The 14,271-nt window shown below is 65.6% G+C and carries 12 protein-coding genes; 2 read left to right on the top strand and 10 right to left on the bottom strand.

Translation table 11 applies throughout. The annotated features are described in order from the left end of the window. From ACPEES_RS14655 to ACPEES_RS14635, 5 genes are all read right to left on the bottom strand, one after another. Positions 1-381, bottom strand: coding sequence for a flagellar protein FliT (locus ACPEES_RS14655; RefSeq protein WP_435104267.1), 381 nt, complete (start codon positions 379-381; stop codon positions 1-3). Then, entirely contained in the window at positions 335-760 is a 426-nt protein-coding gene (gene fliS, locus ACPEES_RS14650) for a flagellar export chaperone FliS (protein WP_435104266.1), read from the bottom strand. The genes ACPEES_RS14655 and fliS overlap by 47 nt, the downstream gene beginning before the upstream one ends. Before the next feature lie 160 nt (positions 761-920). Next, positions 921-2,348: a flagellar filament capping protein FliD gene (fliD, locus tag ACPEES_RS14645; protein WP_435104265.1), complete on the bottom strand. Its 1,428-nt coding sequence runs from the start codon at positions 2,346-2,348 to the stop codon at positions 921-923. Positions 2,349-2,411: 63 nt separating this feature from the next. Beyond that, the gene (locus ACPEES_RS14640; protein WP_435104264.1) at positions 2,412-2,804 is read right to left on the bottom strand and encodes a flagellar protein FlaG; all 393 of its coding nucleotides are present in this window, start codon (positions 2,802-2,804) and stop codon (positions 2,412-2,414) included. Positions 2,805-2,873: 69 nt separating this feature from the next. Then, positions 2,874-4,391, bottom strand: coding sequence for a flagellin (locus ACPEES_RS14635; RefSeq protein WP_435104263.1), 1,518 nt, complete (start codon positions 4,389-4,391; stop codon positions 2,874-2,876). Positions 4,392-4,690: 299 nt separating this feature from the next. Between ACPEES_RS14635 and ACPEES_RS14630 the strand changes: the two genes are divergently transcribed. Together ACPEES_RS14630 and ACPEES_RS14625 are read left to right on the top strand one after the other, a co-directional pair. Continuing rightward, entirely contained in the window at positions 4,691-6,688 is a 1,998-nt protein-coding gene (locus ACPEES_RS14630) for a tetratricopeptide repeat-containing sulfotransferase family protein (protein ID WP_435104262.1), read from the top strand. Between the two features lie 330 nt (positions 6,689-7,018). Continuing rightward, positions 7,019-7,513: an REP-associated tyrosine transposase gene (locus ACPEES_RS14625; RefSeq protein ID WP_435104261.1), complete on the top strand. Its 495-nt coding sequence runs from the start codon at positions 7,019-7,021 to the stop codon at positions 7,511-7,513. A gap of 334 nt (positions 7,514-7,847) precedes the next feature. Here the strand turns inward: ACPEES_RS14625 and flgL are convergent, their stop codons facing one another. The 5 genes from flgL to ACPEES_RS14600 form a co-directional block, all read right to left on the bottom strand. Next, positions 7,848-9,059: a flagellar hook-associated protein FlgL gene (gene flgL, locus ACPEES_RS14620; RefSeq protein WP_435104260.1), complete on the bottom strand. Its 1,212-nt coding sequence runs from the start codon at positions 9,057-9,059 to the stop codon at positions 7,848-7,850. A gap of 3 nt (positions 9,060-9,062) precedes the next feature. Beyond that, positions 9,063-11,054: a flagellar hook-associated protein FlgK gene (gene flgK, locus ACPEES_RS14615; RefSeq protein WP_435104258.1), complete on the bottom strand. Its 1,992-nt coding sequence runs from the start codon at positions 11,052-11,054 to the stop codon at positions 9,063-9,065. Between the two features lie 47 nt (positions 11,055-11,101). Further along, positions 11,102-12,079: a flagellar assembly peptidoglycan hydrolase FlgJ gene (gene flgJ, locus ACPEES_RS14610; RefSeq protein WP_435104257.1), complete on the bottom strand. Its 978-nt coding sequence runs from the start codon at positions 12,077-12,079 to the stop codon at positions 11,102-11,104. Positions 12,080-12,431: 352 nt separating this feature from the next. Next, positions 12,432-13,538: a flagellar basal body P-ring protein FlgI gene (locus tag ACPEES_RS14605; RefSeq protein ID WP_435104256.1), complete on the bottom strand. Its 1,107-nt coding sequence runs from the start codon at positions 13,536-13,538 to the stop codon at positions 12,432-12,434. An 11-nt stretch (positions 13,539-13,549) separates the two neighbouring features. Next, the gene (locus ACPEES_RS14600; protein WP_435104255.1) at positions 13,550-14,260 is read right to left on the bottom strand and encodes a flagellar basal body L-ring protein FlgH; all 711 of its coding nucleotides are present in this window, start codon (positions 14,258-14,260) and stop codon (positions 13,550-13,552) included. Positions 14,261-14,271: the final 11 nt, after the last annotated feature.

Here is a 14,271-nt window from a genome sequence, read left to right as displayed (position 1 = left end):
TCAACGGGAAAAACGTCGATAAGCGTCGGTTGCCTGACGCCCGCGTTGCACATCCTGCAAGGCCCTGGCGGCCTCTTCGCGGTGGGATTCGGCGAGGGTGATGAGCTCCTGGTCAAGATCGAGCACGCGGCGTACGCAGTCCGCCACGACAGGCGCCGCGTCCCGCGGCACCGGGGTGGCAAACAGCTCCTGGGACAGGCGCTGACGCTCGACCTCGCGCTCGGCGAAAGCGACCCAGTCACCCCCCTCGCCGAGCTTCAGCATTTCCTGTGTGAGCTCCAGCAACCGGCGGGCGGTGCGCTCACGGTCGGCGACCGACAGCGGGTCGGCAGATTCAGCCGGCGGTGCCGTCGGCCCGAGGGGCCCGTTGTTGATGGGCATTGCGCGCCTCCGCCGGAATCGCGTCCCAGCCTTCCTTGATCTCGCGTAACAGGGCAATCACTTCGTCCAGCGCGGCCGCGTCGTTGCGCGCATTGGCGCTGACCAAACGGCGCTGCATGTAATCGTACAGGGCGTCCAGGTTGGCAGCCAGGTCACCACCGGCCTGGTGATCGAGTCCGCCACGCAGACCGTCCAGGATACCGATCGCCTTGCCGATCCGCTCGCCTTTGGCAGCCGTGTCACCGCGTTCCATGGCCCCCTTGGCCTGCGCGATGCGTTCCAGCGCCCCGCTGAAGAGCATTTCCGTGAGTTGCCATGGGTCGGCATAGTTCGCGCTACTGCGGCCAACCTGCTGATAGGCGTTGATTCCGTAGCTCATCTGCCGCTATCTCCTTCGAAAACCACAGCGTTGTGTGCACTGGCGTCTGTGTCGTTGGCTGCCGGGGGCAGCCAACCTACCCGGTTCCGCCCGTTCACGCAGCGCGTGCAACTCGTCGTGTGCCAGGCGCTGGAGCGAGGGCTTGCCGGCATTTACCGGGCTAGCCGTCGCTCTCCTGCACCAGCCCCGGCAGGCTGGCCAGCCCCTGGGTCAACCGGTCCTGAGTCGCGTTCATCTGCGCGACGATCTGGTCCATGGCGATGAACTGGTTCAGGTAGCGCTGCTCGAGATTGGACATCCGCCGGTCCAGCGTCTCACGCTGCTCGGCGATGCCCTCGAGACGGTCCTGGAGGCCTTCCTGACGACTGTCGATGACGCCGCCCTCGTCCATGTAAGCATCGGTAATGCCCTCGAGGCGGCTGGCAACGCCATCGTCACCGGTGAACAGCGCCTTGACCTCGTCCAGGTTCTCGCTGAGCACCGTGTCGAGACGCTCGCTGTCGACGCTGAGCTGGCGGTCGGCGCCCACCGACACGCCGATGTCGGCAAGGCTCCGGATGTCGCCGTCGAGCTCCGAGACCGCATCCGTGAGGCCCTGGCGAAGCTGCAACTCCAGCCCGCGGGTTGCTGCATCGCCGAGAAGCACGGCGGCTTCCTCGGTTTCCTTGTTGTACTTGGTCAGGTTGCCAACCGTCTTCATGAGCGTGTTGTAGCCGTTGACCAGATCGTCGATGGCCGTGCGCACATCGCCGTCATTGCGCTCGACCGTCAGCGTTTCGACGGTGCCCGGCTCGGCCTTCTCCAGATCGATGGACACCCCCGCGATGACGTCATCGATGCTGTTGCTCGACCGGGTGGCAGTCTGCCCGTCGACCTTGATCTCGGCGTCGGTGGCCGCCTGCGACTCCGTGAGGTTGTTCGCCGTGGCGTCGTACCGCAGTGCCGAAAGCCCCGCGCCGTCGCTGTCGTTGCCGTCACCATCGCCGCTCACCGCGACCGTCACGGCGTTGTCGGCCCCCGGGTCATCGGCGGTGAGCACCAGCCGTGCCTCGGTATCGCCATTGCTGTTGTCGACGTTGATGATGCTCGCGGTGACCCCGGAGTTGGATTCCGCGCCATTGATGGCGTCACGTATGCCGGCGAGGGTGTTGTTGTTGCTGTCGATCTCCACGTCGAACGACGAGCCACCGCTGCTGACAGTCAGTGTCCCGGTGCCAATGGTCGAGCCCTCACTCCAGTTCTTGTCCGCGGCGCTGGTGAGCTTGTGCGCCTGGGCGCGGGCGAGCACCTCGATGGAGTACGAACCGTCGAGCGCGGATTCCGTGGCATTCGCGGTGAAGATGTCCGAGTTGCTGGACTCGGCACTGCGCTGAACGTAGGTGTTCTCGTTACCCAGCGCATCCAGACTGTCCCGGAAAACCGAGACTGCCGACTTCAGGGCGCCGTAGGCGGAAAACCGGGTCTCGTATTCCTGCTGCTTCTCGTTCAAGCGCTGTGCCACCGGCTCACGCTCGGCGGAGACGAGGTCGGACACCGTTTTGTTGATGTCCAGCCCTGAGCCGATTCCGAGACTCGTGATCGTCGACATGATGCGCTCCCTCTCTATCGTGCTGCGTGCCGGCGTGGTTCGCGCCGCGGGCGCGCGACAACCTCAAGCCTGCGCACGCAGCAACGCTCCACCGCCTTCATCGCCTTGTTCCTGCAGGAACCGCGCCAGAGCAACCGCTTCCTCCGGCGGGATCTGGCGGACGACCTCGTCGGTTTTCGGGTCAATGACCTTGATCAGGCTTTGTCCGGTCGCGTCATCGACGGTGAATTTCAGGTCATGGGCGTGGCGTTCGGCGTAATCCTGCAGACGCGACAGGATCGCGTCGAGGTCCTCGACGTCCTTGCCAACACCTAGGTCGCTGCCATCGGCCCGCGACGTGACACCCTCGACTCGACTCGTCGACCGGACCACCTGACCGGCGGGCCGCGATGACTCATCGTTTCGATCCGGAGCGGCCGTCGGCAGCCACTGTGAAGCGTATGGAACCAGTTCCATGTTCGAACCCTCCTACCCCCACCTTGGAACGAGCGCCCCCGGAGCGACTCCGGGGGCGCGAGGGCTAGCTTACTGCAACAGGGCAAGCACCGACTGCGGCTGCTGGTTCGCCTGCGCCAGCATGGACGTACCGGCCTGCTGGAGCACCTGCGCCTTGGACATCTTGGCGGTCTCCGCGGCGAAGTCGGCGTCCTGGATCCGGCTGCGCGCCGCCGAGAGGTTCTCCGAGCTGGTCTGGAGACTCGAGACTGTCGACTCGAAACGACTCTGGATGGCGCCGAAGGTACCTCGGAGCGAGTCGACGTCCGAGAGCGCCGAGTCGATGCGGTGAATCGCCGCATCCGAGTTCGTGGCCGTGAGGATGTCGGACGACGACAGTGCCTTGGTGCCGGTGGTGTCGGTCGAGCCGTCGGCGATCGTGCTGAACCCCTGGCTCTCGGTGTCGCTGCTGGCCACGGCGATCTGCGTGTCCGAATCGAGGCGCACGCTGCCCTTGTAGACGGTGTACTCGCCGCCAGTGGCGCTGATGCCGGTGTTGCCGAAGAACCCGTCCACACTCGCGGTGGCGTTCACCGACTCCTTGATTTCGATGTTCCGGCCGTCTTCGGCACTGAGCACCATCTTGCCGGAGCCGTCGACCCGGGCACTCACGCCGGTCTCGTTGGAGGAGTTGTTGATCTGCGTGGCAAGCGCCTCGGCACTGCTCACGTCAACGCTGCCCTCGGTCTGCTGCGTGATGGTCTTGCCGTTGATCTCGAGGGTGTACGTCTCGGCCGTGTTGGCACCGCCGAAGCTCAGCTGGCTGAACGACAGGGTCGTCTCCGCCGCCTGCGCCGTCGCGGTCACGCCGTGATCGTCGGTGCCCAGGTTGATCGCCTCGGCGATCCCGTAGGCGGAGTTGGCCCCCCGGCCGGCCGTCATCTCGCTGGAGCTGAGCGCCGAGGACACCGACGCCACGTTCACGCCATTGATTGCGAGATCGCCGGAGTTGTCGAGGAAGAAGTCGTTGCTGTTCGAGGGCGCGGCGGTGGAAGCGGCGTAGTCATTGAGCGCGTAATCCACCGAGGCGTGGTTGCCGATGGCATTCGTGCGCATGCTCGAGCTCACGTCCACGGAGATGGTCTCACCGACGTTCGCGCCGACCTGGAACTCCTCCGTGCCGAGGCTGCCGTCGAGGATGTTGCGGCCGTTGAAGGCCGTCGTCTGCGCGAGACGATCGTTTTCCTGGAGGAGCTGCTGGAACTCGGCGTTCAGCGACTCACGGTCCTGGGAGGTGTTGGTCGCGTTACGGGACTGCACCCCGAGCTCGCGCATGCGCTGGAGGTTGTTGGTGATCTGCTGCAGCGCGCCCTCGCCGGTCTGCGCCAGCGAAATGCCGTCGTTGGCGTTGCGCGCCGCCTGATCCATGCCGTCGATCTGGGCGGTCATGCGATTGGAGATCGCCAGCCCCGCCGCGTCATCCTTGGCACTGTTGATCCGCAGGCCCGAGGAGAGACGCTCCATGGCCGTACGCATCGTGTCCTGAGTGTTGTTGAGGTGCCGCTGCGAGTTCAGCGACGCGATATTGGTATTGATGACCTGTGCCATGTGTGCAACTCCTTGATGCTGATGCCCGATCGCTGGGCTTCCCGCCTCAGCGGTCCGCATCCGGCCGGGATGTTGACCGCCTTCACAAGAGGTATCGGCACAACGCGATCACCCTTTAGCCGTTTTCTGCGAAATTTCAACACCCATCGCCGGCACGGATACTGCATCCCTTGAACGGGATGACGCGGAGCGTCCCGCATTGCATGATCGACCGGGGTACCGTCGCGTTGACGACAATGGCCTCGACGCCAATGCGACGCACGCGCGGGCAAGACGGACTCACCAAGAGGCATGGGCACATGAGCGAGCAGACCGACCCCGAAGTCGCCGAGCTGATCGAAACCGCCGACCTGCATCAGCGCGCCGGCAACCTGCAGGAGGCGGATGCCCACTACCGGGCGGCGCTGGCGCGGGATCCGGAAAACGCCGACGCGTACAACGGCCTCGGCCTGCTCGCCATGCGCATCGGTCAGTTCGATGTCGCCGTACAGCTGTTCGACGCCGCAGTCGACACGGCACCGGAGGAATCCACTTTCCTGTGCAATCTGGGCACCGCCCACTACGGCACCGGGGCGCTGGACGATGCCGCCGAGGCCTTCCAGCGGGCGATCGCCGCCGACGAGCACTGTGCCTCCGCGCATCTCAATCTGGGGATCATCCACAAGACGAGGAAGGACTACGCCAAGGCGGCCGAACGCCTCGACCAGGCAGTCGTCGAGGCGCCCAAGGACGCCAACGCGTTCTCCCATCTCGCCGAAGCGCTGCTCGAGCTCGGCCGGCATGACTCCGCCGAGAACATCGCCCGCGCCGCGGTGAACCTGGACAACCGCAATATCCGTGGCCTGTATATCCTCGCCGGCAGCCTCGTCGCACTGGCACGCCCCCAGGAGGCGCTCGCCTGGGCACGGCGCCTCGTGCGCCACGCACCGGGCGATCCGCAGTACTACCGCTTGCTCGCCGAATGCCTGGCCCACTCCGGCGCCAACGACGAGGCCTACCGGCAAGCACGCAACGCGATCAAGCTCGCCCCGGAAGATACCTCGGCACTCGCGCTCATGGCAGAGATACTCGGCAGCAGGGGCGAATGGGACGACGCGCTGACGAGCATCGACAAAGCACTGGCGATGTGTCCGGACGACGAGAACCTGATCAGCGTCAAGGCGCGACTGCTGGAACGCTGCGGCCAGAAGAGCGAGGCGTTCGCCCTGGTCAAGCCGTTGATCGAGGAGCGCACGGTGGTCGCTTCCGGAACGCTCGGCGCGTACCTCACGCTCGCCCGGCGCATGGGCGAGCAGAAGCAGGCAGCCGAGATCGTCGACCGTGCCATGTCCCGCCAGCTGGCGAGCCGCTCCCATTACGGGCTGTACTTCGCCGCGGGGCAGCTCTACGACGAGCTCGGCGAGCACGATCGCGCCTTCGAGTTCTTCCGAAAGGGCAACGAGATCAAGCCCCGGACCTACGACCGGGCCCAGGCCGAGAAACAGTTCGATGCCCTGATGCGCACCTTCACGCCGGCCCTGTTCGAGAAGCTCGAGGGTATCGGCAGCGAATCCCGACGCCCGATCTTCATCGTCGGCATGCCACGATCGGGTACCAGCCTGACCGAGCAGATCGTCGCAAGCCACCCGGACGTGGTCGCCGCAGGCGAGCTGCGGGAATTGCAAAGCATTGCGGGCGATCTGTCACAGCTCGTGGGAAGCGCGAGCAGTTACCCGGAGTGTGTCCCCGAGCTGACCGCTGATACGGCAGGCAAGGCCGCACGGCGCTACCTGGATTTCATCGCCGAGCTCGCGCCGGACGACACCCCCCGGGTGACCGACAAGATGCCGCAGAACTTCACATTCCTCGGTCTCATCGCCGTGTTGTTCCCCAATGCGCGCATCGTTCACTGCAACCGCAATCCGCTCGACACCTGCCTGTCGTGCTATTTCCAGAATTTCGCCGCTTCGGGGCTGCAGTTCACCTACGACCTCAACGATCTCGGCCACTACTACCGCCTCTACCGGCGGCTGATGAGTCACTGGCGGGAGGTGCTGCCGCAGCCGATCTTCGAGCTGCAATACGAACGGCTGACCACCGATCCGGAGCCGGAGGTCCGCCGGCTGGTGGAATTCTGCGACCTGGAGTGGGACGACGCCTGTCTCGACCACACCCGCTCCGGTGTCAAGACCATAACCGCCAGCTACGATCAGGTGCGCCAGCCGATTTACACCAAATCGGTCCAACGCTGGCGCCACTACAAGAAGCACCTGAAACCGCTGATCAACACCCTCGGGGAAAGCCTCGCGTTCGAGTAGCACGATATCGGGCGGGCTATGCGTCGACCGCCACGGCCAACGCGTAGATACTCCGTTGTCGGTCTAGCGCGCCGTGCATGAACATCCCCGAACAGTCGCCGCAGGTCGGCGAGCGCACAGCGCTGTGCCGACATACCCGTCGCAGAAATGTCGGCTGCCAAGTGCAGCCGACCTACGGCGGTCTTCCCCGGTTAGCTACGCGACAGCCACGCGTAGGTTGGCTGCTCTTGGCAGCCAACATCCGAGAATCCGGCAACAGGACTTTGTTACATTCCTGATCCCGGGTATTGACCCGGATACGATGCAAGCCCCGTCAGGGAGGACGAGGTCATGGAATACCGACGCGCCCGCATGCCTGGCGCGAGTTACTTCTTCACCGTCGTGACGTCGAACCGGCAGCCTCTATTCAGGAACGAAAGACTGCGCCGGCTTCTCGGTGACGCGATGCGCGTGACCGCACGGCACCGTCCGTTTCGAACGGATGCAATCGTTCTCCTGCCGGACCACCTCCACTGCATCTGGACTCTGCCACCGGGAGACGCAGATTTCTCCGAGCGCTGGCGGCTCATCAAACGCCGTGTATCCGCACGCACCGCCGGCCAGCGCATATGGCAACCACGCTTCTGGGAGCATTTGATTCGCGATCACGATGATCTGCGCAATCACCTTGAGTACATCCACTACAACCCGGTGAAGCACGGTTATGTCATCGCGCCGAGGGATTGGCCCTGGTCAAGCTTCCACCGGTACGTGCGGACCGGCATTCATCCTCCGGATTGGGGTGAATCGCCACCAGCAATTCCAGAATCGATTGGCAGGGAATAGCGTGATTGTCGGCGAGCGCACAGCGCTGGCCGACATACCCGTCGCAGAAATGTCGGCTGCCAAGTGCAGCCGACCTACCCGGCTCGAGCCCCGAACACGGAAACGAGCCACGCGTAGGTTGGCTGCTCTTGGCAGCCAACGGAATCCGCTCGTACGGTAAATGATCGCCTCCGACGGACAACGTCGGCCAGCGCCTGCGGCGCTCGCCGGCCTACCGGCGTGAATCGCGGGGGGAACGCGAAGACCGCGAATACGGCACGAAGGCCGCAAAGGCATCCTTGTCGGCGTTCCTTCGTGTGTCCGGTTCCTTGTTGTGTCTTGGTGTTTATCCGGCCTACAGGTAATTGAACAGGGTCATGCCCTGGATCTTGGAATAGCTCTGCTGGGCGGCCTGCATGCCGGCCATTCGCCGGGAGAGCTCCGAGACGGCGCTGGCGTAATCCAGGTCGCGTATGTCGCTGCGGGTCGTTTTCATTTCGAGCGCGGCCGCCTCGTTGGCGTTGCGCTCGCTGTCGAGACCATTCATGCGCCCGCCGATCTCCGCGCGTACGCGCTGCATGTTCTCCATGGCGGCGTCGATCTCGGCGAGGGCGCGATCGCCGACAGCCTGGAACCGGTTGCGAGCCGCCTCGGAGTCACTGGCTCCTTCCAGCGCGCTCGCGAGCCGGTCGACGGTCGCGAATACCGACCGGTTGTCACCGCTGGCGATGGTGAAGCTGTCGCCGTCGGCGGGATCGCCATGAGGCACGATGGTGACGCCGTCGCCGGAGAGCTCGATGGGCTCGCCGGGTTCGTAAACGCCGCTGGCCACCGTGTTCGGCGGGGTCGCGGCGTCGGTGACGGTGTATTCCATGTCGCCGCCACCGGGGGGCGTGGTGAAGGTCACATTGTAGCCGGACACGTCATTCGCGCTGGCCTGGTCGACATACACGGCGACGCTCGCGTTGCCGGTGTTGCCCGCGTCGGCATCGGCGCGGTAGCTGGTGGGCAGATCCATGAAGACGTCGTAGCCGGAATGGGTCGTCGCCATGGTCCGCCCCGGCCCCACCTGCACCTCGCGCACGTTCTGATCGCCCTCGTAGGCGACTTCACCGTTGCGGGTCACGAACGGTCGCGTCTCGGTCTGGGACCCGGCAAACAGGTACTCCCCATTGCCGTCGGTGGAGTTGGCGAGCTGGCGCAGGTGCTGCCACTGCTCGCGCACCTCGGAGGCGATCTTCTGGCGATCCTCGGCGGTGTTGCTGCCGTTCCTGGCCTGGATGGTGAGCTCGCGAATACGCTGGAGGCTGCTGCTGGCCTCGTCGAGCACGGACTCTTCCAGGCCCATGCGTGATTCGGCGAATCCGATATTGCGGTTGTAACGCTCGCTGCTCTCGATACTCTGCGCGAGCTCCAGAACCCGCGCCGACCCGGACGGATCGTCGGACGGGTTGAGGATCTTGCGGCCGGTGGCGAGTTGCTCCTGAACCTCGGACAACTTCGCCTGCTGGTTGAGCAGCGCGTTGACCGCGGTCTGGTGATACTGGTTGGAGGATATACGAACCATGGATCAGCCCCGCGTGGCCGAGAGCAACGAGTCGAATGTCGTGCGTGCGATGGAAATCGCCTGCGCCGAGGCCTGATAGGCCTGCTGGAATCTCATGAGATTGGCCGCCTCCTCGTCCAGATTGACGCCGGAGACCTCGTCACGCGACGCCTTGGCCTGCTGCAGCACCGACTCCTGGGCATCCCGGGCGGTTTGCGCCTGCAGCGTTCGCGTGCCGACCTCACCAACGAGCCCGGAATAGTACTCCTGGATCGTCTCCGAACCGCCGTCGAAGACGCCGGCCTCGGTGAGCTGGCCCATCGCCAGCGCATTGCCGTTGTCGCCGCTGGCACCGTTGTTCCGGGCGATCTCGAACGCATCCCCCGCCGCCGGCGTCCCCGTGAGCGTGGTTTCGGCGGTGAACACATGATCGCCGGCGCCGTCGGTGACCTTCATGGTGATGTCCGTGGGACTGTCGGTGTAGGGCACCGAGTTACCCAGGGAGTTGCCGTCGGCGTCGAAGAATTCCACCGAGTGCCCGGCCGGCAGCCCGCTGAGTGAGTATTCGGAACCGTCGTACGACAGGGTCGCGGTATCGAATGCCGCGGGCAGCTGATCGATGGAGGTGACGCGGAAGTCCTGCAATCCACCGCTGCCGGCGTTGGGCGGGTTCGTCACCTCGGAGGCACGCAATGGTGAGGCCACGGCAATCTGGCTCGGCCGGTCAATAGCGACCCGCATGGCGGTGGAGGTGTCCGTGACCGGGTCCACGGTGACCGTGGCGCCATTGCTCATACCGGAGAGCTGGCCCAGGTCGAGGTCCAGGCCGCCGAACTCCACGGTCTGGCCACTGTTCGCGAACGTCGTGGTCTCGCCGTTGCGCAGGTTCTCGGCGGTCCACTCGTCGGCGGAGGCGTCGTAGGTCAGGCTCACCGGGCTCAGCGCGGCATCGCCACGATTGGCATAGTCGGCGAAGCCGTTGCCAACCGTCACGCCCTCACCCTGAGTGTGGGGCGCGGGAATGTCGAACAGATCGCCGCCGAGCCGTCCGTCATCGGGGCCGGCGCTGAACTGCAGGCCATCGCGGTGCTGGGCGTTGAACGCCTGCGCCACGCCCGTGGCCATGCGGTCGAGATCCGCGCGGACGGGATCGAGCACGGTCTCGCGGAAGTCCAGCAGACCGCCGATCTGGCCGCCGTCCACCTGGCGGGAGATCTCCGTGGCGCCCCCTCCACGGTTGGTAATGGTCACGCCCAGCCGGGTGGGGTCATCATCCGGGCGCGTGATACCGAGCTCGGCATGATTGAATCCGGATACCAGCGACTGCCCGGTGCCGACGGAAACGTTGATCGTACCGTCCTGGTTGGCCACGGTGCGGGTGTCGATCAGCTTCGAGAGATCGCGCAGTAGCCCGTCACGCTGATCGAGGAGGTCATTGGGTGGTTCCCCGATCCTCCCCTGCTCCTTGGCGATGTCCTGATTGAGATCGGCGATTGCCTTGGCGAGCGAGTTCACCTCGTCGACCTTGCCGCGCAGCTGCGTGTTCACGTCGTCGTTGAGCTCGCGCAACTGCGCGCCCATGTCGCGGAAGCGGCTGGCGAGATTGCGTGCCTGCGTCAGCATGGTCTCGCGCGCCGTCGCCGATGACGGGTCATTGGAGACGTCATGCACGGCACCGAAGAAATCCTGAATGGCCGGTGACAGCCCCGCGGACTCGTCCGCCACCATGTCGTCGATGCGCCCGGCGCTGTCGGCCAGCGTCTGCAGGCGCTCGAATTCGGCGATATTGTTCTGAACCGCGCTCTCGCGGGTCTGGTCGAACAGTCGCTTGATGGTCTGCACCTCGACGCCACTGCCGACGAAGCCGTTGCCGTAACCAACCGGTGTACGGCTGCCGAGCTCGGCACGCTGACGGCTGTACCCGTCGGTATTGACGTTCGAGATGTTGTGCGACGTCGTCGACAGCGCCTTCTGAAAGGCGAGCAGCCCGGAGACGCTGTTCTCGAATACACCCATGGCGCTTTCCCTCTCGCCGGCTCGGTCACTCCCTGCCGGCCGCTGTTCTAGGTTGTCGACCGATCTTCGGAGTTCTTGAGGGCGGTGGTCGCTTCGTTGAGGGTCGGCCCGTCAAGAATCCGACGGAGTTTGTCGGCGTACCGGGGATCGGTGGCATAGCCCGCCTCCTGGAGGGCGTCCACGTACGCCCCTTCGTCACGCCCGGCCTCCAGTGCCCGTTGGTAACGGGGGTTGGCCTTGAGGAAGGCGGCGTAATCGTCGAAGGCCGCCTGCACCGAATCGTAGGCACGGAACTCGGCGCGCTCGCGCACCGCGACGCCATCGCGGTACTCGAGCGTCGGCACGCTGACACGTTGCCCCGACCAGCCGTGGGCCTTGATATTGAACAGGTTGTGGGTGGAGCCGCCGTCACCGGATTGCAGGACACGCTCGCCCCATCCGGTCTCCAGCGCCGCCTGGGCCACCAGGGCACGCGGCGACACCCCCAGCTCCGCTGCCGCCTGCTCGGCGGCCGGCATGATGTCATCCACGAACGCGCGAGGATCCTGCCACCGGCCGGTCGCGGTATCGTGCTCCTCGTTGCGCGGCGGCTGGTTCGCCGACACCGGCTGCGATGCTATCCGCTCCCCCTGCGCCGCCGGCGATGCCACGCTCTCCGGCGCGTTGCGCCAATAGGTCTCGAGGGACTTGTTAACCGGGGTGTCCGCGGGGCTGTGGCCACGCTGGGCAAGAATCTGGCGCTCGACCATGGCGGCGAGCCCCATCCCCTCACCCTGGGAGACCTGCATGGCCATCTGCTGGTCGAAAAGCTGGCGATACTGCTTCGTCGCGCCGTTGGAGAACATACCGCCATCACCGATGGACGCGGCGCGCATACTCTTGAGCATCGTCTGCACGAACAGCGACTCGAACTGCTGGGCGACCTGCTTGACGGCCTGCTCGCTCTGGCCCCGGGCCTCACGGCGCAGCGCGCCAAGGTCGCTGGCGTTGATTGCGTTGAGTCGTGCCGACGTGTCGATGTTCATGGCCACTGTCCCCAACCTGACTGTCGGCTGCTTCGAGCAGGCGATCCACCCGGTCGATCAACCCGCCTGCCCGGCGTAGCCGGCGCAGGGTGCATGGCGCAAAGCGCAGTGCACCGACTTTCACGGACGTCCCCGTGGCACACCGCGCTTCGCGCCATGTGCTCTACGCCAGGCGCGCACCTGTCGGCCGCCCGCAGCAGCCGACCTACTGCCATTGCGCGTCGCACCGATCCGTGGAGGCCCGGGACGGCCGCAGGCCGTGCCCGACGGGTTGCCACCGCGCCGGTCATGCCCGGACCCGATGGCGGCGTCGACGCCCGCGGTCCCGTGCCACGCTCACAGCGAGCCATCATCAGATCACCACCAGCTCGGCACGGAGGGCACCGGCTTCGCGCAGCGCCTGGAGAATGGCCACCAGATCACTGGGGGCGGCGCCGACGCGATTGACCGCGTTGACGATCTCCGAGAGCTGGGTCCCCGGGCCGAAGAGGAACATGGGGTTGTTCTCCTCGGCGACCTCCACCTGCGTATCGGGCGTCACCGCCGTCTGCCCCTGGGACAGGGGGTCGGGCTGACTGACCTGCGGATCCTCGGTGATGGTGACCGTCAGGCTGCCGTGACTGACCGCCGCCGGCCTCACCTCCACCTGGTTGCCGATCACCACGGTGCCGGTGCGGGAATTCACAATCACGCGCGCCGGCGCGTCTCCCGGCTCCACCTGGAGGTTTTCGAGAAAGGAAATGAAGCTCACCCGACCATCGCGGCTCTCGGGGGCGCGCACCCGCACGGATACCGAGTCCATCGCCTTGGCCGTGCCGTGGCCGAGGGTGTCGTTGATCTTCGCCGCCAGGCGTTTGGCAGTGGTGAAATCCGGGGTGTGGAGGTTGAGCATGACCGTATTGCCGTTGCCGAAGCTGTCGGGCACGGGCCGCTCCACCGTCGCACCGTTGGGCACCCGCCCGGAGCTCGGGATGTTCACGGTGACGCTGGAGCCATCATTGCCCTCGGCACTGAAGCCGCCGACCAGCAGGTTGCCCTGGGCCATGGCGTAGACGTTGCCGTCGGCGCCCTTCAACGGCGTCATCAGCAGCGTGCCCCCGCGCAGGCTTTCGGCGTTGCCCACCGACGAGACCGTGACATCGATGCGCTGGCCGGGCTTGGAGAACGGCGGCAGATCGGCGCTGACCATCACGGCAGCGACATTCTCGAGCTGCAGGTTCTGGTTCGACGGCAGGGTAATGCCCTGACTCGCGAGCATGGATTTCACGCTCTGTACGGTGAACGGTGTCTGGCTGGTACGGTCACCCGAACCGTCGAGCCCTACGACCAGGCCATAGCCGACGAGCTGGTTGTCGCGCACCCCCTGGACCGATGCCAGATCCTTGACGCGCTCCGCCGCTGCCGGCGTCGCCAGCAACGCCGCGGCAAGCCAGGCCGATACCAGTAAACGCTTGATCATTGCCTAAGCCCTCACAATGGCCAGATCACGCTCATGAACAGCCGCGACAGCCAGCCCATACGGTTGCTGTCGGCGAGCTCGCCGGAGCCGGTGTAACTGATGCGCGCGTTCGCGATTCGCGTGGACGAGACCATGTTGTTCGCATTCACGTCGTCCGGCCGCACGAGCCCCGTGATGGTCACGTACTCCTCGCCGCGGTTGAGCGTGATCTGCTTCTGCCCCTGAATGACCAGGTTGCCGTTGCGCTCGACCCGGATCACGGTGGCCGTGAGGGTGCCGGAGAGCGCATTGCTCTGGGAGGCCGAGCCGCCGCCCTGGAAATCCTGCTCGCTGTCGATATCGAAGCTGAACGGCTCGCCGCCCAGCGTGGGCTGACGGCCGGCGATGGTGGGCGTCGGCAGGCTGTAGCTCGAATTCTTGGCCACGTCCATGTTGGCGTTCTTGCTGGCGTCGGTTTCCTCCTCGAGCACCACGGTGACCACGTCGCCCACACGGCGCGCGGTGCGGTCCTCGAACAGGCGGACGTCGCGCCCGGCCTGGTAGATCGCCCCATTGTCCCGCGTCTCCGGCTGGTAGAGCGTCGGCTGCGGCAGCGGCTCCGGCGGCGTACGCTGCGTCTGGGTGGTCGCGCACCCCACCAGGGACAACGCGAGCATGCCCGCTGCCGCCAGCCGCAGGACTCGGCTTACGCCTGGCGCGTGTGGACGGCGGCTGACTGCCATGGCGGTTTCCT

The sequence above is a fragment of the Arhodomonas sp. AD133 genome (assembly GCF_051195215.1).
Lineage (GTDB): Bacteria > Pseudomonadota > Gammaproteobacteria > Nitrococcales > Nitrococcaceae > Arhodomonas.
Note: the sequence above shows the minus strand (reverse complement) of the source record. Positions and strands in the feature narration are given on the sequence as shown.